The organism is Dactylosporangium sp. CA-233914, from assembly GCF_050942935.1.
Taxonomy (GTDB): Bacteria; Actinomycetota; Actinomycetes; order Mycobacteriales; family Micromonosporaceae; genus Dactylosporangium.
Window position 1 is genome coordinate 5932658 of record NZ_CP192030.1, and the last position, 24137, is coordinate 5956794.

The 24137-nt window shown below is 71.7% G+C and carries 22 protein-coding genes and 1 riboswitch; of the genes, 12 read left to right on the top strand and 10 right to left on the bottom strand.

Annotated elements, in window-relative coordinates; genetic code table 11:
* Nucleotides 1-32 precede the first annotated feature (32 nt).
* The 6 genes from ACQPY0_RS26315 (at nt 33) to ACQPY0_RS26340 (ending at nt 6931) form a co-directional block, all read left to right on the top strand.
* Nucleotides 33-962 (top strand): LysR family transcriptional regulator, encoded by a 930-nt coding sequence (locus ACQPY0_RS26315; RefSeq protein WP_432993743.1) that lies wholly within the window; start codon nt 33-35, stop codon nt 960-962.
* Nucleotides 963-1444: 482 nt separating this feature from the next.
* A complete protein-coding gene (locus ACQPY0_RS26320) occupies nt 1445-2845 on the top strand; it encodes an alkaline phosphatase PhoX (RefSeq protein ID WP_432993745.1) in 1401 nt (466 codons plus the stop codon).
* Nucleotides 2846-3077: 232 nt separating this feature from the next.
* Nucleotides 3078-4400, top strand: a complete 1323-nt coding sequence (locus tag ACQPY0_RS26325) for an MFS transporter (protein WP_432993747.1) — start codon at nt 3078-3080, stop codon at nt 4398-4400.
* A gap of 52 nt (nt 4401-4452) precedes the next feature.
* Entirely contained in the window at nt 4453-5331 is an 879-nt protein-coding gene (locus ACQPY0_RS26330) for an ABC transporter substrate-binding protein (protein ID WP_432993749.1), read from the top strand.
* A complete protein-coding gene (locus ACQPY0_RS26335) occupies nt 5331-6188 on the top strand; it encodes an amino acid ABC transporter permease (protein ID WP_432993751.1) in 858 nt (285 codons plus the stop codon). The genes ACQPY0_RS26330 and ACQPY0_RS26335 overlap by 1 nt, the downstream gene beginning before the upstream one ends.
* A complete protein-coding gene (locus tag ACQPY0_RS26340; RefSeq protein ID WP_432993753.1) occupies nt 6185-6931 on the top strand; it encodes an amino acid ABC transporter ATP-binding protein in 747 nt (248 codons plus the stop codon). Before ACQPY0_RS26335 ends, ACQPY0_RS26340 begins: the two co-directional genes overlap by 4 nt.
* 67 nt (nt 6932-6998) lie before the next feature.
* On the opposite strand, the gene ACQPY0_RS26345 is transcribed toward ACQPY0_RS26340, so the two are convergent.
* From ACQPY0_RS26345 to ACQPY0_RS26375, 7 genes are all read right to left on the bottom strand, one after another.
* Complete coding sequence (locus ACQPY0_RS26345) at nt 6999-8357, bottom strand: NtaA/DmoA family FMN-dependent monooxygenase (RefSeq protein WP_432993755.1); 1359 nt, start codon at nt 8355-8357, stop codon at nt 6999-7001.
* A 13-nt stretch (nt 8358-8370) separates the two neighbouring features.
* Entirely contained in the window at nt 8371-9564 is a 1194-nt protein-coding gene (locus ACQPY0_RS26350; protein ID WP_432993757.1) for an LLM class flavin-dependent oxidoreductase, read from the bottom strand.
* The gene (locus ACQPY0_RS26355) at nt 9561-10271 is read right to left on the bottom strand and encodes a GNAT family N-acetyltransferase (protein WP_432993759.1); all 711 of its coding nucleotides are present in this window, start codon (nt 10269-10271) and stop codon (nt 9561-9563) included. The genes ACQPY0_RS26350 and ACQPY0_RS26355 overlap by 4 nt, the downstream gene beginning before the upstream one ends.
* On the bottom strand, nt 10268-11461 hold the full coding sequence (locus ACQPY0_RS26360; RefSeq protein WP_432993761.1) for an LLM class flavin-dependent oxidoreductase: 1194 nt from the start codon (nt 11459-11461) through the stop codon (nt 10268-10270). Before ACQPY0_RS26360 ends, ACQPY0_RS26355 begins: the two co-directional genes overlap by 4 nt.
* A 10-nt stretch (nt 11462-11471) precedes the next feature.
* A complete protein-coding gene (locus tag ACQPY0_RS26365; RefSeq protein ID WP_432993763.1) occupies nt 11472-12584 on the bottom strand; it encodes an FAD-dependent oxidoreductase in 1113 nt (370 codons plus the stop codon).
* Nucleotides 12568-12693, bottom strand: coding sequence for a hypothetical protein (locus tag ACQPY0_RS26370; protein WP_432993765.1), 126 nt, complete (start codon nt 12691-12693; stop codon nt 12568-12570). The genes ACQPY0_RS26365 and ACQPY0_RS26370 overlap by 17 nt, the downstream gene beginning before the upstream one ends.
* A gap of 101 nt (nt 12694-12794) precedes the next feature.
* Nucleotides 12795-12906, bottom strand: a riboswitch (SAM riboswitch).
* Nucleotides 12907-13055: 149 nt separating this feature from the next.
* Nucleotides 13056-13832 carry an IclR family transcriptional regulator gene (locus ACQPY0_RS26375; RefSeq protein ID WP_432993767.1) on the bottom strand — a complete coding sequence of 259 codons (777 nt, stop codon included), beginning with the start codon at nt 13830-13832 and terminating at the stop codon, nt 13056-13058.
* A gap of 46 nt (nt 13833-13878) precedes the next feature.
* Here ACQPY0_RS26375 and eda point away from each other — a divergent pair, with 46 nt between their 5' ends.
* The 5 genes from eda (at nt 13879) to ACQPY0_RS26400 (ending at nt 18198) form a co-directional block, all read left to right on the top strand.
* Complete coding sequence (gene eda / locus ACQPY0_RS26380; RefSeq protein WP_432993769.1) at nt 13879-14517, top strand: bifunctional 4-hydroxy-2-oxoglutarate aldolase/2-dehydro-3-deoxy-phosphogluconate aldolase; 639 nt, start codon at nt 13879-13881, stop codon at nt 14515-14517.
* Complete coding sequence (locus tag ACQPY0_RS26385) at nt 14514-15617, top strand: sugar kinase (RefSeq protein WP_432993771.1); 1104 nt, start codon at nt 14514-14516, stop codon at nt 15615-15617. Before eda ends, ACQPY0_RS26385 begins: the two co-directional genes overlap by 4 nt.
* Nucleotides 15618-15692: 75 nt before the next feature.
* A complete protein-coding gene (locus ACQPY0_RS26390; RefSeq protein WP_432993773.1) occupies nt 15693-16268 on the top strand; it encodes an IS607 family transposase in 576 nt (191 codons plus the stop codon).
* Between the two features lie 437 nt (nt 16269-16705).
* On the top strand, nt 16706-17800 hold the full coding sequence (locus tag ACQPY0_RS26395; RefSeq protein ID WP_432993775.1) for an IS200/IS605 family accessory protein TnpB-related protein: 1095 nt from the start codon (nt 16706-16708) through the stop codon (nt 17798-17800).
* Nucleotides 17801-17967: 167 nt separating this feature from the next.
* Nucleotides 17968-18198, top strand: a complete 231-nt coding sequence (locus tag ACQPY0_RS26400) for a hypothetical protein (RefSeq protein ID WP_432993777.1) — start codon at nt 17968-17970, stop codon at nt 18196-18198.
* Between the two features lie 192 nt (nt 18199-18390).
* On the opposite strand, the gene ACQPY0_RS26405 is transcribed toward ACQPY0_RS26400, so the two are convergent.
* Both ACQPY0_RS26405 and ACQPY0_RS26410 read right to left on the bottom strand, forming a co-directional pair.
* Complete coding sequence (locus ACQPY0_RS26405; RefSeq protein ID WP_432993779.1) at nt 18391-18708, bottom strand: hypothetical protein; 318 nt, start codon at nt 18706-18708, stop codon at nt 18391-18393.
* A gap of 45 nt (nt 18709-18753) precedes the next feature.
* Nucleotides 18754-19755: a LysR family transcriptional regulator gene (locus ACQPY0_RS26410; RefSeq protein WP_432993781.1), complete on the bottom strand. Its 1002-nt coding sequence runs from the start codon at nt 19753-19755 to the stop codon at nt 18754-18756.
* Between the two features lie 21 nt (nt 19756-19776).
* Between ACQPY0_RS26410 and dnaE the strand changes: the two genes are divergently transcribed.
* Entirely contained in the window at nt 19777-23343 is a 3567-nt protein-coding gene (gene dnaE, locus ACQPY0_RS26415) for a DNA polymerase III subunit alpha (protein ID WP_432993783.1), read from the top strand.
* Between the two features lie 71 nt (nt 23344-23414).
* On the opposite strand, the gene ACQPY0_RS26420 is transcribed toward dnaE, so the two are convergent.
* Entirely contained in the window at nt 23415-24137 is a 723-nt protein-coding gene (locus ACQPY0_RS26420) for a YcnI family protein (protein ID WP_432993785.1), read from the bottom strand.

The following is a 24137-nucleotide window of genomic DNA, read 5'->3' on the forward strand; positions in this document are numbered from 1 at the left end:
GGTTCATGGACCTTATTCGTTAGGATTCGTGCATGGTCGCACTGGACCTCCGCCGCCTCCGCTTCCTGCGGGAGTTCCAGGAGCGCGGCACCCTGGGCGCGGTCGCCGCGGCGCTCGGCTACAGCCCGTCGGCGGTATCTCAACAGCTGAACCTCCTGGAGAAGGAGATCGGCGCGCGGCTGTTCGAGAAGGCCGGCCGAGGCGTGCGGCTCACCGAAGCCGGGCACTTGCTCGCCGGGCACGCGACGGTGCTGCTTGCCGCGGCCGAGGCGGCGACCGCGGACCTGGCGGCGCTCAGCGGAGAGGTCCGCGGCACCATCCGGGCCGGCGGCCTGCAGTCCGCGGCCCGCCGCCTGCTCATCCCGGCCGTGGCCCGCACGACGGCCGAGCACCCGCAGGTGCGCCTGGAGATCTACGAGCTGGAGCTCGAGCAGTCACTCCCCGGCCTGCGCCTGGGCACGGTCGACCTGGTGATCGGCGACGAGTACGACGGCCACCCCCGTCCCCGCCCCGACGGCCTGCGCTTCGAGGTGCTGCACGAGGAGCCGCTGCGGCTGGTGCTGCCGGCGGCCCACCCTCTCGCCGCCCCGGCCGGCCCCGTTTCGGTCGCCGACCTGCGCGCCGACGTCTGGGCCGCCGCCGCCGAGGGCACCGGCCACCACGCCATGGTCGTCGGCACCTGCCGCTCCCTCGGCGGCTACGAGCCCGACCTCCGTCACCGCTCCAACGACGCCGACGTCCAGCTCGAACTCGTCCGCGCCACCGGCGCCGTCGCCCTGATGCCGCCGCTGACCCTGCCCCCGAACGACCCGGCCCTCGCCGTCCGCGCCGTCGCCGAGGCCGACCTGCGCCGTCGCCTGTTCGTCGTCACCCGCGACAGCCCGCGGACCCCCGCCCTGACCGCCTTCCTGGAGGCCGTGCAGGACCAGGCGTCCCGGTTAGCCGCCCGTCACACGGCGTAGCCGGATGACCGGGATGATCCGCGACGTCCGGGCGCGAGTGGTTCTGATTGATGAACACCGATCGGTCGGAAATGCGCGTGCGATCGAATTGCGACCACGACCAGCCCTTATAAACAAACGCTGATTTGTACTGTGTCGGGACGGCAACGAACCCGCGTCGGTTGTTGCCACGGGCACGTCACAGAACACGCCACCCGTCGGGCCGCGTTTCCTGTCGGGACTCGACGGCCCTGGTGGGGGAGGGGGAGGGACCACACCAGGGCCGAGTGGGCCCAGGGATCTCGCCAGAGGGGGAAAGACGAGATCCCTGGAACACCTACACCCGAATGAAAGGGCGTCGCACGGCCGCTGGGCGTTACACCGTATGCCGCGTCCCCGGATATTCACCCGTGGTTCACAGCGGCGTCGACGCACGCGGGAACACTTCCATACCGGAGGGGGATGCGTGAGCTACGTGCTCACTAATCCGAAAGGTGTTCCCCTTGTCATCCATTTCCCGACGTGGATTCCTCGGCGCCTCTGCGGCCGGCGGTCTCGGCATCGTGTTCGCCGGCAGCATCGAGGCGATCGCCGGGCCGGCCGCCGCGGCCACCCGCTCCTCGTTCGGCTACGGCCCGCTCGTCCCCGATCCGGCCGGCATCCTCGCGCTGCCCAAGGGCTTCTCGTACAAGATCGTCGCGCAGGCCGGCGTGACCGTGCTGGAGTCGGGACAGCCGACTCCGGATGACACCGACGGAACCGGCGCGTTCGCCAGCCCGACCGGCTCCACGCTGGTCAACAACCACGAGATCGGCGGCAGCGAGAAGTTCGGCGTGCCGGCGCTGGCCGGCCTGACGTACGACCCGGGCGCCCGCGGTGGCACGACCAACATCGACGTCGACGCCGCTGGAACCCGGATCCGTGAATACGTGAGCCTCGCCGGTACGCACAACAACTGCGCCGGCGGCATCACGCCCTGGGGCACCTGGCTGACCTGTGAGGAGACCGAGGCGCGGGCCGGTGGCCAGCTGCAGAAGAACCACGGGTACGTCTTCGAGGTCGACCCGTTCGACCGGCAGGCCAACCAGAACCCCGTACCGTTGAAGTTCCTCGGCCGTTACCCCCACGAGGCGGTCGCCGTCGACCCGCAGACCTTCGCCATCTACGAGACCGAGGACGCCTCGGGGCCGAACGGCCTGTACTACCGGTGGACCCCGCCGGCGGGCTTCAGCGGCGGGCGGGGCAGCCTGCGCTCGCTCGCGACCAGCCCCGGCGGCGACACGGCGGGAACGCTGCAGGCGATGGCCGCCTACCTCGGGTCCAAGCACATCCCGGACCTGTCGATGGCGACGCAGCCCGGCACCCGCTACAAGGTCCAGTGGGTCGACGCGCCGGACCGCGACGCGGCCACCACCTCCGTACGCAAGCAGTTTGCCAACGACCAGGTGACCCGCAGCCGCAAGCTGGAGGGTGCCTGGTGGGCCGATGGCGGCGCCTACTTCGTGGCCAGCTACGCGCGGGAGAGCGACGGCAGCGTCAACGAGCACGACGGCCAGGTGTGGTTCTACGACCCGGCCACCGAGTCGATCACGCTCAAGACGATCTTCGGTGTGAACCCCGACCCGGATGCGGACGCCAACAACTTCGACGGGCCGGACAACATCACGGTCTCGCCGTACGGTGGCGTCATCCTCGCCGAGGACGGTGACGGCGTCTCGCACCTCGTCGGGGTCACCGAGCAGGGCAAGGCCTACGGACTGGCCCGCAACGAGCTCAACGACAGCGAGTTCGCCGGGCCGACCTTCAGCGCCGACGGCAAGATCCTGTACGTGGGCATCCAGAGCCCGGGCCACGTCCTGGCGATCACGGGACCGTGGGGCCGCCCGAGCAACGCCGACGTCTAATCGGCGCGTACAACCAGCAGTCGAGGGGCTCGCGGATGCGCGGGCCCCTCTGCGCGCCGCATGTGTCGACGTCCCTGCATACCCCGACCTGTCCTACACCACCACCGCGTTCCGCTCGCACAACATTTGGTTGTGGCTCGCCGCCGGTGCGGTTGTTTGATCCGCCCTGTCCAGCCTTGCTTTGATCGCAGCGGTCAACGGCGAGTTGTCGAAGCTGGGGGTGCGGGGCTTGGTGGAGCGACGATCCCTGGGCCGGCGGTTCGGATGGCTGTGGGCGGCGTACGCGGTCAGCGCCTATGGCTCCGGGCTGGGGTTCGGCGCGTTGCCGCTGATCGCCGTGCTGGTGCTGGAGGCCAGCCCCGCTCAGGTGTCCGCATTGTCCGCGGTGGGGCCGGCGGTCGGCGCACTGATCGCGTTGCCGCTCGGGCCGTGGGTGGAGTTCCGCCGCAAGCGGCCGGTGATGATCGCGATGGACCTGGCCCGGTTCGCGGTCATGCTGAGCATCCCGATCGCGTACGCCTTCGGCCGGCTCGGTTTCGTGCAGTTGCTGGTCGTCTCGGCCGTGGTCGCCGCGGCCAAGATCGCGTTCAACGCGGCCGGCGGCGCCTACCTCAAGGCCCTTGTCCGCCCGGATGACCTGCTCGTGGCCAACGCGCGGTTCGAGTCGACGACGTGGAGCTCCATCGCGGTCGGGCCGCCGCTGGGCGGGGCGGCGATCGGCCTCTTCGGGCCGGTCACCACCGTCGTGGCCGACGCCCTCAGCTACCTTCTCTCCGCGCTGGGCATCACGGCGATCCGCGGCCGGGAAGAACATCCGCGGCGCGCCGGCCCGAGCCGGGTCCGGGCCGGCGAGTTGCTCGACGGCTGGCGGCACCTCCTGAGCCATGCCGGCCTGCGCGCGCTCTACCTCAACCAGCTGCTCGTCGGCGGACTGATCATGGCCACCGAGCCGCTGCTGGCCGTGCTGCTGCTCGGCGAGCTCGGCTTCGCGCCCTGGCAGTACGGCCTCGCGTTCGCCGCGCCCTGCGTCGGCGGGCTCATCGGCTCACGCCTGGCCCCTCGGGTCGTGGCCAGGTACGGCCAACACCGGATCCTTCGTATCGTCGGCACGCTGCGCGCGGTGTGGCTGATCGGCCTCGCCTTCGTCCAGCCCGGAGTCGCCGGTCTCGCGACGGTGATCGCGGTCGAACTCGCGATCATCATCAGCATGAGCCTGTTCAACCCGGTGCTGGCGACCTATCGACTGGAGCACACCCCCGAAGACTGCATCGCCCGTACTCTATCGGCCTGGTCGATCAGCAGCAGCGCCTGCATCGCCGTCCTCAGCGCGCTCGGCGGACTGCTCGCCGAAGCAACCGGCCCGCGCACGGCCATCACGGTCGCGGGACTGCTGATCCTCGCCAGTCCGCTGCTGCTACCCCGCCGCCCGGGGCCCGGAGTCGTACCAGCTGCCAGCCACGCGACAACAGCACGCCGAAATGCTCGCCAAGGCCCGCACCGCGTGACGTCACCAACGACCGGCCGGCCGCGCCGGCGGCGGATCGGCGGCCCGTGATCGGCCGCACAGACCTGCTATTCCTATCGGGTTAGTAGCTATGATCGCGGCCATGCGTCCCGTGAACCTTCTCGTCGCGGCCGGACTCACCACCGTCCTGGCTGCCGCCGCCGGCTGCGCACCCGCCGACGACGACACCGCGGCACCCGCCGCCTCCGCCGGGGCGAGCGCCGCGGCCTCCTGCGCCCCGGCCCAGCTCAAGACCGTCGCCGCGGGCAAGCTCACCGTCGGCACCGACGACCCGGTGTATCCGCCGTGGTTCGCCGACAACAAGCCCGAGAGCGGGCAGGGCTTCGAGTCCGCGGTGGCGTACGCCGTCGCGGAGAAGCTCGGCTACACCAAGGAGCAGGTGGCCTGGACACGGGTCACGTTCAACAACGCGATCGCGCCCGGCCCGAAGACGTTCGACTTCGACATCAACGAGTTCTCCATCACCGACGAGCGCAAGAAGGCGGTCGACTTCTCCTCGCCGTACTACGACGTCACGCAGACCGTCATCGCGCTGAAGAGCTCGAAGATCGCCGGTGCCAAGAGCATCGCGGACCTCAAGAATGCCAAGCTCGGGGCCCAGGTCGGCACGACGAGCTACCGCTCCATCACCGAGGTGGTCAAGCCGGCGGCCCAGCCCTCGGTGTACAACAACAACGACGACGCCAAGAAGGCACTGCAGAACGGCCAGATCGACGGTCTCGTCGTCGACCTGCCGACCGCCTTCTACATCACCGGCGCGGAGATCACCGACGCGGTCATCGTCGGGCAGCTGCCGCAGACGTCGGGCCCGCCGGAGCAGTTCGGGCTCGTACTCGACCAGGGCTCGGCACTGACCGGCTGCGTGAGCGGCGCCGTCGACGCGCTGCGGGCCGACGGCACGCTGCGCAAGCTGCAGCAGCAGTGGCTGTCGGCGACGCAGGGCGCACCGACGCTCGCCTGATGGCCGCCGCCTTCCCGTTCGAGCGGTCCGCGGTCCAGCGGGAGCGCGAGGCGTACCGCCGCCGGCAGACGATCCTGTCGGTGGCGGTCGCCGCCGTCTCCACCGCGGTCGTCGGCGGGCTCCTGCTCGTCGCGGTCACCGGGGCGCCCGGCTGGCGGCGGGTGCGGGCGAGCTTCTTCGACCCGCACACGGCCCGCGAGGCACTCCCGGCGGTGCTGCGCGGCCTGTGGCTCAACGTCGAACTGCTGCTGGCCTGCGCGGCCGGGGCCCTGCTGCTCGGGCTCGGCATCGCGACCATGCGCACGCTGCGCCGCCCCGTGTTCTTTCCGCTGCGCGCGCTCGCGACCGGCTACACGTACACCTTCCGGGGCCTGCCGCTCATCATCACGCTGTATATCTTCGCCTTCGGCGTGCCGGGGCTGCGCCTGAGCGGGACCCCGACGGTGCTGTGGCTCGGCGGCGCGGCCCTGGTGCTGACCTACGGCGCGTACATCGCCGAGGTGTTCCGCGCCGGTATCGAGTCGGTCCATCCCTCGCAGCGCGCCGCGGCGCGGTCGCTCGGGCTGACCTACCGCCAGACCATGCGCCACGTCGTGCTGCCCCAGGCCGTCCGGCGCGTCGCCCCGCCGCTGCTCAACGACCTCGTCGCGATGCAGAAGGACGTCGGGCTCATCTCCCTCGCGGGGCCGGTCGACGCCATCCGCGCCGCGCAGATCGAGACCTCGGTGTCGTACGACTACACCCCCTACATCGTCGCCGGCGTGCTCTTCGTGCTGCTGGCGATCCCGCTCGTCGCGGTGACGGACTGGGCGACCGTCCGCGCCGCCCGCCGCCAGTCCGGGGAGGTGAGCCTGTGACCACGGTGCTGTCCGTCGCCGGCGTGCACAAGGTGTTCGGCGCCCGCCACGTGCTGCGCGGCGTCTCGCTCGACGTCGCCGAGCACGAGGTCGTCGCGCTCATCGGCGCCAGCGGCTCCGGCAAGTCGACGCTGCTGCGCTGCATCAACCTCCTGGAGCCGGTCGACGACGGCACGATCCGCCTCGACGGCGAGGACATCACCGACCCGCGGGCCGACCCGGACCGTGTCCGGCGCCGCATCGGCATGGTGTTCCAGGCGTTCAACCTGTTCCCGCACATGACGGTGCTGGCCAACGTGACCCTCGCCCCGCGCCGGGTGCACCGCGTCGCGGCCGCCGAAGCCCGCGACAAGGCGATGGCGCTGCTGTCCCGCATCGGCCTGGCCGACCTCGCCGGCGCGTATCCGGACCGGCTCTCCGGCGGCCAGCAGCAGCGCGTCGCGATCGTACGGGCCCTGATGAACAACCCGCGGCTGCTGCTGCTCGACGAGGTCACCTCGGCACTGGACCCGCAACTCGTCGGCGAGGTGCTGGCGCTCGTGCGCGACCTGCGCGCCGACGGCACGACGATGCTGCTGGCCACGCACGAGATGGGCTTCGCCCGGCAGGTCGCCGACCGCGTGTGCTTCCTCGACGGCGGCACACTGGTCGAGCAGGGTCCACCGGAGCAGGTCCTCGGCGAGCCGCGGGAGCCGCGGACCCGCCAGTTCCTGGCCCGGATCATCGAATCCGGGCGGCTTTGAGCGAACGCGGCCGCGCCTTCGGGTCGCGCCGCGGAGGAACCGGCTGAACCGATGGGAATGCCGATATCTACACGGCCACCCGTTCGGCGGGCACGGCGAGGCCGAGGTTGTCGCGCAGCGTGGTGCCCTCGTACCCGGCGCGCAGCGAGCCGCGCTCCTGCAGCAGCGGCACCACCTTGTCGACGAACTCGTCCAGCCCGGTCGGGGTCAGGTGGGAGCCGATGATGAAGCCGTCGGAGCCGTCCTGCTGCACGAAGTCGTCGAGGCGCTGGGCCACCTGGCTCGGCGTGCCGATGAACTCGGTGCGGCCGAAGACGTGGATCGCGAGCTCGCGCAGCGTGTACCGGTTCGCCTCGGCGATCGCCCGCCACTCGGCGACGGTCTCGAAGGCGTTCTGGTGGATGCGGGCGCGGCCCTGGATGACGGGCGGGCCGTCCGGCGCCGGGTCGACGTCGGGCAGCGGCCCGTCCGGGTCGTAGCCGGACAGGTCGCGGTTCCACACGGTCTCGAGCAGGATCTGCGCGCCGCGGCCGCTGATCTGCGCCCGGGTGATCTCGCGGTGCCGTTCGATCGCCTCGGCCTCGGTGTCGCCCAGCACGAACGCGGCGCCGGGCAGGATCTTCGTCGACCCGGGCGGCCGGCCGTGGCGGGCCGAGCGCTGCTGGATGTCGCGGTAGAACGCCTGCGCCTCGGCGAGCGTGTGGAACGGGGAGAAGATGGCGTCGGGGCCGCCGCCGGTGGCGAACTCCCGGCCCTCGGCCGAGACGCCGGCCTGCAGGATCACGGGCTGTCCCTGCGGGCTGCGGGGCACGGTGAACCGGCCGCCGATGTCGAACTGCTCGCCGCTGAAGGCGAACGAGCCGGCGTCGGGGCGGCGCAGGAAGGCACCGGCGTCCGGGTCGGCCACGAGGTCGCCGGTGCTCCACGAGTCCCACAGCCGCCGGGCGACGGCCAGGAACTCCTCGGCCCGCACGTAGCGGTCCTCGCGCTTGAGGAAGCCGCCGCGGCGGAAGTTCTGGCCGGTGAACGCGTCCGAGGACGTGACGATGTTCCAGCCCGCGCGTCCGCCCGACAGGTGGTCGAGCGTGGCCAGCTGCCGGGCCAGCTCGTAGGGCTCGTTGAAGGTGGCGTTCACGGTCGCGACGAGCCCGAGGTGCTCGGTCACCGCGGCCAGGGCGGTGAGTACCGTGATCGCGTCGGGCCGGCCGATGACGTCCTGGTCGAAGATCTGCCCCTGCCGCTCGCGCAGCGCGAGGCCCTCGGCGAGGAAGAAGAAGTCGAACTTGCCGCGTTCGGCGGTCTGGGCGGCGTGGCGGAACGAGGCGAAGTCGATCTGGCTGCCGGCGGCGGGGTCGGACCACACGGTCTGGTGGTTGACGCCGCCGAGGTAGTGGCCGAGGATGATCTGCTTCTTGGGTCTGCTCATCGTGGCGATCCGTTCAGGCGGCGGTCTGGTAGCGGCTGGCGGGACGGGCGAGGCCCAGCTGGCCGCGCAGGGTGGACGAGTCGTACCGGGTGCGGAAGAGCCCCCGGCGCTGCAGCACCGGCACGAGCCGGTCGGCGATGGCGGTCAGGTCGTGCGGCAGCACTCCCGGCCGCAGCCGGACCCCGTCGTAGCCGAGCTCGTGCAGCTCCGCGATGTGCTCGGCCAGCGATTCGGCCGTACCGGCGAAGATCCGTGCGTCCGAGAACAGCTCGGCGCCGTCGAGCCCGTCGAGCCGCTCCTTGCGGGCGGTCGCCGCGGCGGCGTCGGGCTCGAGGAAGACCAGCAGGTCGGCGTAGACCTGCAGCTCGCCGTCGCGGCCGGCGGCGGTGACCTCCCGGCGGACCTCGTCGAGGATCCGCGTCGCGCCCGCGCTGTCGTGCGGGGTCACGAAGACCACGTCGGCCTGGCGGGCGGCCAGCCGGTAGGGCACCGTCGAGTGCGCCAGCACGCTGACCACCGGCTGGCCCTGCGGCGGCCGCGGCGTGATCGAGGGCCCGCGCACCGAGAACCAGCGGCCCCGGAAGTCGATGCGGTGCAGCTTTTCGCGATCGATGAACCGATCCGTGGCCACGTCGCGGATCTCGGCGTCGTCCTCCCAGCTGTCCCACAGCCGCCGGACCACGTCGATGTAATCCGCCGCCTCGTCGAACCGCTCGGCGACCACCTGCTGGATCTCGGGCGTGTCGAGCAGCTCCAGGCTCAGCCGTGGCAGGTCCCGGCGGCCGAACAGCGCCGCCTCGCCGCCGATGCCGCCGGTCCGGAACTGCACGCCCGCCCGGCCGGTGCTGACGTAGTCGAGGGTGGCCAGGTTCTTCGAGGTGTGGAACGGCTCACTGTGCGTCGTGGTCACGGTCGGCACGATGCCGATGTGTGCCGAGCCCGGCGCGACGCGGGCCGCGACGAGCAGGGCGTCCAGCCGGCCCCGGACCTGATCGGTGCGCTCGTCGGGGGCGAAGTAGTCGGCGGACTGGATGGTGAGCGAGTCGTCGATCGTGGCGAAGTCGAGCAGGCCGCGCTGGGCCTCGGCGATCAGGCCGGTCCAGTAGGCGGGGGAGAACAGCTCGCGCGGCCGGGCGTGCGGGCTGCGCCACGCGGCCGGGTGCCAGCCGGCGCCGTCCAGGGCGACGGCGAGGTGAAGCCGGGTCACAGTGGTGTCCTTTCGGGGCTGCGCAGGAGCGAGAAGTGCAGGGTCCGGCGCAGTTCGAACCCGATCGACCGGTACAGCCGGATGGCGTTGACGTTCTCGCCGGCGGCGTGCATGAACGGGGTCTCGCCGCGCGCGCGGATGTTGTGCGCGACCGCTCGCACGAGCCGCGTGGCCAGGCCCTGGCCGCGGTACGCCGGGTCGGTGCACACGGCGCTGATCTCGGTCCAGCCGGGCGGGTGCAGGCGCTCGCCGGCCATCGCGACGAGGGCGCCGCCGCGGCGTACGCCCAGATAGGTCCCCAGCCGGTAGGTCTGCGGCTCGAGCGGGCCCGGTTTCGTGCGGGCCACCAGATCCAGCATCTCCGGCACGTCCGCGGCCCCCAGGTTGACCAGGTCGTCGCCGGGGCGGCTGTCCAGCGCGTCCGTGGCGACCAGCTGGACGCCGTGGCCCTGGAACACGACCTCCCAGTCGCCGGGCGGGTCGGCGAGGTCGCCCGCCAGCATCGCGGGCGCGCCCGGGCCGACCAGCGCGTGCAGGTCCGCCCAGACCCGCTCGTCCTGCACGGGCGGCACCGCCATGATGGGCGAGACGTCGGCGGGGTAGCGCCGCGCCCGGCCGGCGCCCAGCGCGAAGTGCGCGTGCGGGCCGGTCAGCGAGGCCCACGCCGCCTGGTCGAGCACGTGGACCCCCGCGTCGACGGTGCTCACGCGTGCCCCCGCCGCGCCCACTCCGCGGCCAGCAGCTCGTAGGAGCGCACCCGGTCGGCGTGGTCGTGGGTGATGGTGGTGATCGCGAGCTCGTCGGCGCCGGTCGCGTCGCGCAGCTGCTCGAGCTTGTCCGCGACGGTCTTCGGCGAGCCGACCAGCTGGGTCTCGACGCGGTCCCGGACGAGGTCGCGGTCCTCGGCGCTCCACTCGTGCCCGGCCGCCTCCTCGGGCGTGGGGAACGGGATCGCGCCCGAGCCCGCGCGGATGCTGCGCACCCACAGGCCGTAGCCGGACGCGAGGACCGCCGCCTGCTCGTCGGTCTCGCCGACGACCACGTCCGCCGAGACCGAGATGCGCGGCCGGTCCAGCTCCGCCGAGGCCCGGAACGCGGCCCGGTACGCCTCCACCGCGTCGATGACGGTGCTCGGGCTGTGGTGGTAGGAGGCCGCGAAGCGCAGCCCCTTCTCGCCGGCGACCGTCGCGCTGGAGCCGCCGGACGCGCCGAGGATCCACACCTGGATCGCGGCGCCCTCGCCGGGGTACGCGCGCACGGCCACGCCGTCGGGGGAGACGTACGTGCCGGCGAGGAACGCGAGGATGTCGCTGACCTGCGAGTCGTAGCCGGGGGTGTACGCGCCCGGCTGCTGCAGCAGGTGCAGCATCGTGGCCACCTTGGCCTGCGAGGAGGCCAGAAGGCGGCTGAAGTCGTACTGCTTGGGCAGCAGCAGCCCGTTGTCGGTGCGCTGCTCGGTGGCGTGCGCCCCGCCGCCGCGGTTCGCCGTGTACGCGGACACCGCGGCGACCGTCGGCTGCCCCGAGCCGTTGGCGTCCGCGGGGGCCGGCTTCTGCCGCCCGATCGAGCGGCCCAGGCCGAGGTCGAGCCGGCCCGGGTACACCGCGTCGAGCAGCCCGAACTCCTCGACGGTGGCCAGCGGCTGGCGGTGGCCGAGCTGCACCCCGGCCGAGCCGACGCGGATGCTGCTGGTGGCCCCGGCCACCAGCGCGATCGAGACGGCCGGGGACGCGCCGAGCACGCCGGGATTGAGGTGGTGCTCGGCGAACCAGTACCGCTGGTAGCCGAAGCGCTCGGCCTGCCGGGCGAGGTCGACGGCGTTGCGGACCGCGGTGGCGTTGTCGTCACCGCTGCTGCGCGGGATCAGATCCAGGACGGCCAGGGGTGTGGTGCTCATGCGGTTCCTCTCAGCGGGCGAAGGCGAATCGCCGGTCCGGGCGGGGTCCATCGAGGGCGAGGTCGGCGAGGACCCGCCCGACGGCCGGCACGAACTTGAAGCCGTGACCGGAGAAGCCGGTGGCCACGACCACCGGCCCGTGCCGGTCCAGGACGAAGTTCGCGTCGGGGGTGGTGGTGTACGTGCAGCTGATGGGCGCGAACTCGTCCGGGTCGACGCCGGGCAGCCAGCGGCGGGCGTACTCGCGCAGTGCGGCCAGCTGGCCGGGCTCCGGCGTGAAGTCGCGGTGGTCCGGGTCGGCCTCGGGGCCGACGCCGTGGAAGCCGACCTTGATGCCCTCGCCCGGCGTGGCCAGGCCGTAGATGCCGCCGTAGAACTCCGCGGCCGCCGCCGAACCCTCGGCGAAGCGGTGCCCGAAGCTGGGCCAGCCGGCCTCGGGCTCGCGCGCGGCGAAGTGGGCGGGCTGCTCCTGGGTGACCCGCAGCGGCGGCAGCGGGACGAGCCCGCCGAGCAGCTTGCTCGCCCAGGCGCTGACCGCGGCCACCACCCGGCGGGCGGAGTAGGTGCCGCCGTCGGTGTGTACGAGGACCTTGTCGTCGCCGAGCACCTCGATCGCGGTCACCGGCGTCGAGTGCCGCACCGTGGCGCCCAGCGCCGCCGCGGCGTCCTGCAGCGCGGCGACCGCCCGGTCGGCGTGCAGGCGTCCGCTGTCCGGGTGGAACAGCGCCCGGGTGTCGAACCGGATGCCGGGCCAGCGCTCGGCCGCCTCCGGCGGCGTGAGCCAGCGGTGCGGCACACCGGCGGCGGCGAGCCCGTCGGCGAGCTCCCGCAGGTACGGGTGGTCGCCGTGGTCGACGCCGCCGGTGACGGTGAGCAGTCGCGCGCCGGTGACGTGCTCGAGCTCCCGCCACAGCCGCTCGGCCTCGCGCGCGAGGCGGATGTGCACCGCATCGGGGTACGACAGCCGGAAGATGCGGGACGCGCCGTGCGAGGCCCCGTTGGCGTGCCCGGCCGCGAACCGCTCGAGCAGCGTCACGCCCACGCCCCGGCGGGCCAGCTGCCACGCCGCCGCGGAGCCCATCGCCCCGCCACCCACCACCACGACATCAACGTTGTCCGTCATCGCCCCAGCCCAGAATCCGTGCGGCGGCGAAGCCGCTGGCCAACCCGCTGCCGGCCGCGAACCGGCCAGGGGAGAACTGTCCGAGCCGCTCGCCGAGCAGCACCTTCACCGTCCACCGGCTGCCAGAGCGCGGTGTGCTCCAGCCGCGTCGCGCCGAGTGCCTCGGTTGTGGGCATGGTGTACTCCCTCGTCCGGGGGCCCGGGGTACGGGCCGCGTCCTTACCACACAGCCGTTGTGTGGTCGTGTCATCACCCGGGGCACCCCGTCGCGGTGGAGGGTTGCCGGCCGACGAGCCGGGGCTGGACGTCGGCGCTCGTGACACTGGTTGGTGATGTCAGCCGATGGGCTGACACAGGCAACGATAGAACTCCGGCGGGCGAATGTCTATTAATCCCATAGGATTACCATGAGTTGCGGGCGCCGCTCTGCGATGGCCGGCGTTGTGCTCGAGTGCATCGGGGGCCGCGCGGTCATGCGGTCAGCATGCTGCGGGCCCGGCCGAGGCTGCCGAGCGTCTCCCGGAGTGCCGCGACGATCGCCGTCTCGAGGTCCGGCTGGAGGCGGGTCAGCGGCACGGAGATGCTCACCGCGTCGACCGCCGGCGTCGCCAGTGGCACGGCCATCGCGATACACATGATGCCCTCGGTGTTCTCCTCCCGGTCCACGGCGTAGCCGGCCGCGCGCACCGCGGCCAGGGCGGTGTGGAAGGTGCGGCGGTCGGTGACCGTGTTCGGGGTGAGCCGCGGCAGCGGCCAGGTCAGCATCCGGTCGGCCGCCTGGTCCGGATGCTCGGCGAGCAGCGCCTTGCCCAGCGCGGTGGCGTGGGCCGGCAGGCGGCGGCCGATGGCGCTGTAGAGGCGCAGACGGTGGGCCGACTCGCGCTTGGCGAGGTATATGACCTGGTCGCCGTCGAGCCGTCCGAGGTGAACCGTTTCGCCGAACCGCCGTGACAGCTCGTCCAGGACGCCGCCGAGCAGGCCGACCGTGTCGTCCCCGTCGAGGTAGGCGGCCCCGACCCGCAGGGCGCGCATGCCGAGGCGGAAGCGGGTGCCGGTGTCGTCGGTCCGCACCCAGCCGCGGCTGGTCAGCGTGCGCAGAAGGCCGTGCAGGCTGCTCTTCGGGATGTCGAGCGCGCGGGCGAGGTCCACCAGCGTCCAGGGCTGGGGCTGGTCGGCGAGCAGCTCGAGCAGGTCGAGCGTGCGTCCGGCCGACTTGACGGGCTGGAAGTCCTCGTGGGCGGTGGGCACGGCGCAACTCTAGCGAACGCCTGAGGCCTCCAGTATGGTCATGTACATGATTAGCGTTCATATGGGTGAACAACTTCGAGTCGGCCGCGTGCTGCCCGTCGTGGTCATCGAAGACGCGCGGCACGCGGATGCCCTCGGCACTGCCCTGGTCAACGGTGGTCTCGCCGTGGCCGAGGTGACGCTGCGCACCGATGCCGGGCTCGACGCCATCAAGTCGCTCGCCGCCCGGGACGACCTCGTCGTCGGCGCGGGCACGGTGCTGACCGCCGCGCAGGCCGATGCGGCGATCGCGGCCGGTGCCCGGTTCGTCGTGACGCCGGGCTTCGCGCCGGCCGTGGTCCGCTCCTGCCAGGACGCCGGTGTGCCGGTGTACCCGGGGGTCGCCACCGCTACCGAGATCCAGATGGCTGTCGATGCCGGCCTCGATATCGTCAAGTTCTTCCCGGCCCAGCAACTCGGCGGGGCGCAGACGATCAAGGCGCTGTCGGCGCCGTACCGCGGGGTGCGGTTCATCCCGACCGGCGGCGTGACTCCGGCCCTCATGCCGGAGTACCTGGCCCTCCCGGCCGTGCTCGCGGTCGGCGCGACCGCGATCGCCCCGGCCGAGCTGATCGCCGGCGAGCGCTGGGACGAGATCACCGCCCGCGCGGCCGAGGCGTTGGCGATCGCGGGCGGTGCGGCATGAGCGGCCTGACTCCGCGCCCGAAGGCCGACTGCCGGTTCGATCTGGTCTCGCTCGGCGAGATCATGCTGCGGCTCGACCCGGGCGAGGGCCGCGTCCGCACCGCCCGCCAGTTCCGGGTCTGGGAGGGCGGCGGCGAATACAACGTCGCGCGTGGCCTGCGGCGCTGCTTCGGGCTGCGGACCGCGGTCGTCACCGCGTTCGCCGACAACGAGGTGGGCCGCCTGCTCGAGGATCTCGTCCTGCAGGGCGGTGTCGACACGAGCCTCATCACGTGGATGCCGTACGACGGGATCGGCCGGAGCGTGCGCAACGGGCTGAACTTCACCGAGCGCGGCTTCGGCGTGCGCGGCGCCGTCGGCACGTCGGATCGCGGGCACTCCGCGGCCAGCCGGCTCAAGCCGGACGACGTTGACTGGGACCATCTCTTCGGCACGCTGGGCGTGCGGTGGCTGCACACCGGCGGCATCTACGCGGCCTTGTCGCAGACGGCGGCGGAGACGGTGGAAGCCGCGATGACGGCCGCCCGCCGGCACGGCACGATCGTGTCCTACGACCTCAACTACCGGCCCAGCCTGTGGAAGGCCGTCGGCGGAAAGGACCGTGCGCGGGAGGTGAACCGCCGTCTCGCCGGCCTCGTCGACGTGATGATCGGCAACGAGGAGGACTTCACCGCGTGCCTCGGCTTCGCGGTGCCGGACACCGATATCCACGGCGGATCGCTCGACGCGGGCAACTTCAAGTCGATGATCGAGGCGGTGGTCCAGCAGTACCCCAACTTCAAGGTCGTCGCGACCACCCTGCGCGGCGTGCACAGCGCGACGGTGAACGACTGGGGTGCCGTGGCGTGGGCCGGCGGCACGTTCGCCGAGGCGACCCACCGGCCCGGCCTGGAGATCCTCGATCGGGTCGGCGGCGGTGACAGCTTCGCGTCGGGCCTGATCTACGGGCTGCTGGAGCGCGACGGCGACCTGGCGACGGCCGTGGAGTACGGCGCCGCGCACGGCGCGCTGGCGATGACCACCCCCGGCGACACCTCGATGGCCAGCCTCGCCGAGGTGGAGGCACTGATGCGCGGCGGCAGCGCCCGCGTCCAGCGCTGAGGGGTCGCGTGCTGCTCACGTTTAACGTCCTTCTAGTGTGTGTAAGTGTGTGCTAGTGCATGCTACGGTCGTGGCGTGAATTTGACGGAGTGGGCGAAAGTGCAGGGCGTGCACCCGCACACCGCCTATCGCTGGTTCCGTGAGGGGACATTGCCGGTTCCGGCGACCCGGGTCGGGCCCCGGACGATCCTGGTGAACGTGGAGGCTGCCGCGGCGTCGAAGGTCTCGGGCGGGGTGGGTCTGTACGCCCGGGTGTCGTCGCGTGACCAGAAGGCCGACCTGGAACGTCAAGTGGCCCGGCTGTCGTCGTGGGCGGCGCAGGCGGGGCTGGCGGTGGCCCGGATTGAGGCTGAGGTCGGATCCGGTATGAACGGCGCCCGGGTCAAGGCCCGACGGCTGCTGGCCGATCCCGATGTGACCGCTGTGGTGGTGGAGCACCGGGACCGGCTGGGCCGGATGAACACCGAGTTGGTCGAGGCCGCGCTGTCCGCGACAGGCCGGCGGTTGGTGGTGCTGGACGGCGGTGAGGTCCAGGACGACCTGGTGCGCGACATGGTGGAGGTGCTCACCTCGTGCTGCGCCCGGCTGTACGGCCGCGGGTCGGCCCGCAACCGGGCGGCGAAGGCGCTAGCGGCGGCCGAACTTGGCTGACCTGCGCTGTCTGGACAAACCGTTCGTCGCGCCCGGCCCGTCCGGGGTGGCGATCCGCACCCGGCTGCGTGTTACTCCCGATGAGGACAGCGTGCTGCGGCAGGCCGGCGCCCATCTGGGTTCGCTGGCAGCCCGGGACCTGGCCGCCCGGTGCGCGGATGGCACGGGCCACAACGCCGCCCGCTGGGCGGACCGCAAGCGGGAGCTGACCGCCGCCTCGTCGTCGAGATGGGCCGGGTCGATCACGAAAGCCACCCACGACCAGTGGGCGTTGCCCCCGCCGCGGACAGGTCGCGCACCTGGACAACCTGACCGCGGGGATCAGCACGATCCGGCAGCGGCTGGCTCGGCCACTCGGCACGCCGGGCACCAAACGTGCGCCGGGCGGGTACCGATCGGCTCGGGAGTGGCACCAGAAGTCGCGGCGGCTGGCCGTCTTGGAGGCCCGGCGGGGCAGGCTCGCCGCCGACCAGAAGGCCGGGGTCGTACACGTGGTACGCGGTGGCCGCAGGCTCGCCAACACCCGCCACCACCTGGACGAGGCGGGCCTGAACGGCGAGCAGTGGCGCACCCGGTGGGACGCGGCCCGGATGTTCCTGTCCGCCGGCGGAGAGGGCGGCAAGAGGTACGGCAATGAGACGATCCGGGTCAGCCCGCACGGCCAGGTCAGCATCAAGCTGCCGGCCCCACTCGGCCACCTCGCCAACGACCGGCACGGCCGGTACACGCTGGCCGGGTCCGTCGTGTTCGCTCACCGCGGCCAGGCATGGGCACAGCAGATCGACGCCAACCAGGCGGTCGCTTACACGATCCGCCACGACCCCGCCCGGGACCGCTGGTACCTGACCGCGTCCTGGCAGCCTGCGGCCGTCACCCAGATCGGGCTGGACGCGGCCCTCGCGGCCGGCGTGATCGGCGTGGACACCAACGACGAGCACTACGCCGCCTGGCAGCTCGACACGCACGGCAATCCGGTCGGCGCCCCGCGCCGTTTCGACTACGCCATGTCCGGCACCGCGGAGCACCGCGACGCGCAGATCCGCCACGCCACTACCCGGCTGCTGCGTTGGGCGAAGACATGCGGGGTAGACGCGATCGCCATCGAGAACCTGGACTTCGGCGACAGCAAGACCCGCGAACAACACGGCCGGCGCAAACGGTTCCGGCGACTGATCTCCCGCTTCCCGACCGCGCGGCTGCGGTCCCGGCTAGCCTCCATGGCCGCCGAGGCAGGTATCACCATCGTCGCCGTGGACCCGGCCTACACCTCCCGCTGGGGCGCCGAACACTGGGCCAGGCCCACCAGCACCCCCACCCGGAAGACCACCCGTCACGAGGCTGCAAGCCTCGTGATCGGACGGCGCGCGCAGGGCAATCCCGCCCGGCGACGGACACCACCCCCCGCACGCCACCAGAGTGATGGCGCCCGGCATCGGAGTGTCCAGGCCCGGCAGGACGGCCCCGCGCGTGAGGAATCCCGCCCGCCCCGGACCGGAACACGGACACGATCCGTGCACCCGCCAGAGACGTGAACGCGGGAGACCAGTCTGCCCAACACCGTTCGGGGCAGGCGCAGTGACCACGAGACTCACTCTTGCTCACTGTCCAGGAACGGTCGAAATGACAAGGGCGTAGTTAGTGATCTTGCTCATGCGCCCTTGACCAGGCGAAACGCTGGGCGACGCTGGGTGTGGGAACCATGCTGCGCGCCGGGGACTGGCAGGTCGAGTCCTGCTGGGTCGACCTGGACGGCCGTGGTGAGCGCATGTGGAACCGTGCCGTCGACCCGTACGGGATGGAGCACTGGTACACCACCAGCCAGTTGCAGGAGCGGCTGCATCGCGACGGCCTCGACATCGGCGACCTCGCCCCGGCGCCCCTGCTGCCGAGCCCGCCGCGGATCGTCGATCCGGACGACGGCTGCGAGTGAGTGCACCACTCGGGATCCTTGTCGTCAGGACCGGGATCCCGGTGGCGGGACATCTATTCGTCTTCCGGTGCGAGCCTTCGAGTCGCCATAGCAACAAGAGGTAGTGTCCGATCCCTGCCTCCGGTGCGAGCTCGTCCGGCCATTGCGCGGTCGGCAGGTGCGACCGGTCACGGAGGAACGCTTGGGCCGCAGTCAGTCCTGAGCCCGGATAGTCGACTCCGCAGCAGCAGCTCGGCGCGGTCGCCGGAGGACTCGGCGGCCTGCTGTCGGAAAGTCGATGTCGAACTCGCGTTCGCCCTCGGATGCGGGCCTGGGTTCGGTTTCGAGGACCTCGAGGCGGACGTCGACGGGCATGAGATCCTGGGCGACGCTGACGAGCAGTGTGTAGCCGGTCGAGCCGGCCAGGTCGGCCGAGGCGCGTCCGACCGCCTGGTCCAGGCCGTCGGTGGCGTCGGCCTCAACGTCGCGGAGCGTGAGCAGCCGATAGTCCGGGGTCAACCGTAGTTTCACGTGCGTCTTCTCGCCCTTCCTCAGTCCGGTGCGGTATTGGATCGGTCAGGGCCGCGATGGGTGGGCCGCCCATTTCGGGACCCATACATCACCAGGGCGATGGCGATGTGGCGCCGAGCGGATATAGCTTCGCAGCTCGGTCAGGCCCGGGTGCGGGTTGTCGCGATGCCAGATGAGGAAGTGCGGGTAGACCGGGGTCGGGTCGAGGATCCGGATGCGGCGCAGGTCGTAGGTCGCGGGCCAGAGCATGCGGGTGAGCTCGCCGACCAGGGAGGCCAGGGTCGGTGATTCGGCGAGCACGTCCAGCAGGTGATCGGTGCCGAAGTTGGGGCCGATGCGCTCGATGGTGAGGCGGAACTCGGCGCTCAGGTCGTCGTAGTAGGCGGCCCATTCGGTGCCGGGGACGATGCCGGGGATCCAGATCCGCCGGCCTCGCAGGTCGGCCAGGGTAACGCGCCGGGCGTCGGCGAGGGGGTGCCTGGGGCCGGTCAGCAGCTGGTGGGGGTCGTCGAGCACGCGGGCGGCCTGGATGCCCGGGGGGAGTTCCCGCGCCGGCGTGGTGACCGCGCGGAACGTGGCGTCGATCGTGCCGGCTTCGATCGCGGCGATCGCGGCGGTCGTGTTCGATCCGACGCCCGTCAGCACGTCGAGTTCGGTGCCGGGATGCGCCCGGTGGAAGTCGCGCAGGAGGCCGGCCGGTCCGATCGTGTGGTTCAGCACGTCGACGCGGAGTGCGCGGTGGCCGGGCCGCACGGAGCTGACCGCGCGTTCGGCCAGCTGGACGATGGCGCGCGCGTGGGGCAGGAACGCCTGTCCGTCGATGGTGAGGGTGGCGCCCTTCGGTGTCCGGGTGAACAGGCGGACGCCGAGGACGTGCTCCAGCGTCGCGATGCGTTTGGAGACGGCCTGCTGGCTGATGCCGAGCCGGGTCGCGGCCTCGCCGAAGTAGCGGTCGTCGGCGACCGCCAGGAAGGCCCTGACCGAGCCGAAGTCGAGTGCCTCGACAACCTCTGGTTGTGAGTTCTCTGCGTGTCGATTGTTGGACACCCTGGCCCCTGACCTGGTCGAATGCCTGCGCTCGACAGCCTACAACCAGGAGGTGTGGTGGCCTCGTTCGTGCATCTCCACGTGCACACGGACTACAGCATGCTGGACGGCGCCGCCAAAGTCGGCCCGCTGGCCAAGGAGGTAGCGCGGCTGGGGATGCCGGCGGTGGCGATGACTGACCACGGCAACGTCCACGGGGCGCATGAGTTCTTCCACGCCGCGCGCAAGGCGGGCGTCAAGCCGATCATCGGCATCGAGGCGTACCTGGCGCCCGGCGCGCGCCAGGATCGCCGTCCGGTGTTCTTCAGCGACAACCTGGCGTTGCGGAAGTCCGACGAGAAGACCGGCGCGGGCGGTGACGTGTCCGGCCGGGGCCTCTACACGCATCTGACCATGTGGGCGGCCGACGCCCGGGGCCTGGCCAACCTGTTCCGGCTGCAGTCGCGGGCCTGGTTGGAAGGCCACGTGCAGAAGTACCCGCGGATGGACGACGAGCTGCTCGCTGAGCACGGGGCCGGGCTGATCGCCACCACCGGGTGCCCGTCCGGCGAGGTGCAGACCCGGCTGCGGCTCGGCCAGTACCAGCAGGCGGTCGCGGCGGCGGCCCGCTACCGCGACATCTTCGGCGCGGACAACTACTTCCTGGAGCTGATGGACCACGGGCTGCCGATCGAGCGGCGAGTCCGCGACGACCTGCTCCGCCTCGGCCGGCATCTCGGGCTCCCGCCGCTGGCCACCAACGACTCGCACTACGTCACCGAGGATCAGGCGGCCGCGCACGACGCGCTGCTGTGCGTCGGCACCGGCAAGCAGCTGGCCGACGCCGAACGGTTCCGGTTCGGCGGTAGCGGTTACTACCTGAAGTCCGCCGAGCAGATGCGCGCGCTCTGGGACGACGAGGTCTCCGGCGCGTGTGACAACACGCTGCTGGTGGCCGAGCGGGTCGAAGCCTACGACGAGATCTTCGCCCACCGCGACCTGACGCCACGCTTCCCGGTGCCCGAGGGCGAGACCGAGTCCAGCTGGCTGCGCGCCGAGACCCTGCGCGGGGCGCGCCGGCGATACGGCGAAACACCTCCGCCGCAGGTACTCGCCCGGATCGATCACGAGCTGTCCGTGATCGATACGATGGGCTTCCCCGGATACTTCCTCGTGGTCGCCGACATCTGCCAGTACGCCCGGGACCAGGGCATCGGGCTGGGACCCGGCCGCGGCTCCGCGACCGGCTCGATCGTCGCCTACTGCACCGGCATCACCCAACTCGACCCGATCGAGCACAAACTGCTCTTCGAGCGGTTCCTCAACCCCGAGCGGATCTCCATGCCGGACGTCGATCTGGACTTCGACGACCGCCGGCGCGACGAGATGATCACGTACGTCACCCGCCGGTACGGCGACGACCGGGTGTGCCAGATCGTCACGTTCGGCACCATCAAGGCCAAGGCGGCGGTCAAGGACGCCTGCCGAGTGCTGGGCCTGCCGTACGCGCTGGGCGACCGGATCACCAAGGCGTTCCCACCAGCCGCCGGTGGCAAGGAGATCCCGCTCGCGGCGATCCACGACGGCGGCCATCCCCGCCACGGCGAGGCCGCCGAACTGCGGCGCATGTACGAGCAGGAGCCCGACGTCCGGCTCGTGCTGGACAACGCGGCGGGCCTGGAGGGGCTCACCCGCGGGACCGGGATCCACGCGGCCGGGGTGATCCTCTCGGCGGAGCCGCTGCTGGACGTGATCCCGCTGGTGCGGCCCAAGGCCGACGGCCCGGTGATCACCGGGTTCCCGTTCACGCAGGCCGAGGAGATGGGCCTGCTCAAGATGGACTTCCTGGGCCTGCGCAACCTGACCGTGATCGGGGACGCCATCGCCAACGTGCGCGCCAACCAGGGCATCGACATCGATATCCTGCAGGTGCCGCTGGACGACGCGAAAACGTACGAGCTGCTCGCCCGCGGCGACACGCTCGGCGTTTTCCAGCTCGACGGCGGTGGGATGCGGGTGCTGCTGCGGCTGATGCAGCCCACCACGTTCACCGACATCGCTGCCGTCAACGCGCTCTACCGGCCCGGCCCGATGGAGATGAACGCGCACACCAACTACGCGCTGCGCAAGACCGGCAAGCAGCCGGTCGAGCCGATCCATCCCGAACTCGCCGAGGCCCTCGAACCGATCCTCGGCGACACGTACCACCTGGTCGTCTTCCAGGAACAGGTGATGGCGATCGCACAGCAGCTGGCCGGCTACTCACTCGGCGCCGCCGACAACCTGCGTCGCGCGATGGGCAAGAAGAAGAAGGAGGTGCTCGACGCCGAATGGGACCGGTTCGCCGCCGGTATGGGCGAGCGGGGCTTCTCGGCGGCAGCGACCCGGGCGATCTGGGACGTGCTGGTCCCGTTCAGCGGCTACGGGTTCAACAAGTCCCACACCGCGGGCTACGGCCTGGTGTCGTACTGGACGGCCTACCTCAAGGCCAACCACCCCAGCGAATACCTCGCCGCGCTGCTCACCTCGGTCGGCGACGACAAGGACAAGCTCGCCGTCTACCTCGCCGACTGCCGCCGCCTCGGGATCGCCGTCATGCCACCCGACGTCAACGAGAGCCGCCTCGATTTCGCCGCCGTCGGCACCGGCATCCGCTTCGGCATGGGCGCCGTGCGCAACGTCGGCGCCGGCGTGGTCGAGGCGATCGTCGCCGCCCGCGAGGCCCGCGGCAAGTTCACCGACTTCGCCGACTTCCTCGGCAAGGTCCCGCCGGTGGTGTGCCAGAAACGGGTGATCGAGTCCCTCGCCAAAGCCGGGGCGTTCGACGGCCTGGGCCACCACCGCAAGAGCCTGGTCGCCGTGCACGAGCATGCCATCGACGCGGTCATCGGCGTGAAACGCAACCAGGCACTGGGCCAGGACTCCCTCTTCGGCGACCTCGGCGGCGCCGGCATCGCGGTGGCCGTCCCGGAGGGCGAGTGGGACCGGTCCACCCTGCTCGCGTACGAGCGGGAGATGCTCGGCCTGTTCGTCTCCGGCCACCCCCTCGACGGCGCCGAACACGTCCTGCGCCAGCACCGCGACATCGGCCTGGCCGACCTGCTCACCTCCGGCCGGACCGACGGCCCGGTGCAGGTGAGCGGCATCATCGCCGACCTGCAACGCAAGATCACCAAACAGGGGCACGCGTGGGCGGTGCTCACCCTCGAGGACCACGACGCGGCGATGGAATGCCTGGCCTTCCCCAAGACGTACCAGCGGTGCGAAGCGATACTCGCCCAGGACCGGGTGGTGAGCGTCCGGGGCCGGATCAACGTCCGCGACCAGACCATGAGCATCCACGTCGAAGACGTGACGCCCCTCGACCTGACCGGCGACGACGCGCCGATCGTGCTGGCGCTGCGCGACACCCAGGTCACGGCCCAGCTCGTCGACGAGCTCAAGCAGATCCTCACCCGCCATCACGGCACCGCGCCGGTGCACGTCCGGCTGGCCTGCACCAGCGGGCGTGCCCTCCTGCTGGATCTGAAGGCATGCCGCGTAACGCCGGGCCCGGCGCTGTACGGCGACCTCAAGGCGCTGCTGGGCGCCGCCGCGATCGGCACCTGACGCTCGCGCGCACCGAGCCGGCCCCGGGATCCTGGTCGTCGGGGCCGGGATCCCGGGGGATGGCGGCGTGCTCAGGCGGTCCGGCCGGCCCGGCGATAGGCCAGCAGTCCGGCGACCAGGCCGGCCAGGCCCAGCACCAGGCCGATCACGGCCAGGGTGACGGCGGTGCCGTCGCTGCCGTCCTCGCCGCTGTCCATGACGGCCTTCGCGTCCTGCGCGGCCGCGCTCGCACCCGCTGCCGGAGTGGCCCCGGTGCCGGCCTTGGTGAGCTTGAGGACGGGGGCGGGGTGCTCGGCCTCGGCGCCGGCGGCCGGTTCGTCGATCCAGCGCACGACATCGCCGTCGGAGTACGTCTGCAGGGCCTTGAAGACGATCTGGTCGGTCTGCGGCAGCGGGCCGAGGGAGACGTCGAACTCCTGGAACTGGTGCGGCTTGATCTCGGCGCCCGGGTCGGCGGTCCAGGTGATCTTCGAGATGGCCTCGGTGATGTCCCCGTCGTCGGTCTTGACCGGGGTGGCGAGCTTGCTGGTCTCGGTGGCGGCGGTCCAGCCCTGGACCGGCTTGAGGGAGACCGAGGCGATGGGCTTGTCGGTCGGGATGGCGATCTCGAGCTTGGTGGTGGAGGCGGTGTCCTTCTCGTTGGGTACCCGGAAGGTGATCTTGGTGTAGCCGCCCTGGGTGGCGGTGTTCGGGTTCACGGTGACGTGCGCGGAGGCGGCGGCCGGGAAGGCGAGGGCCGCGGCGGTCGCGGCCAGCACGACGACGCCGGCGCGTAGTGGGGAGGTCAGACGCAT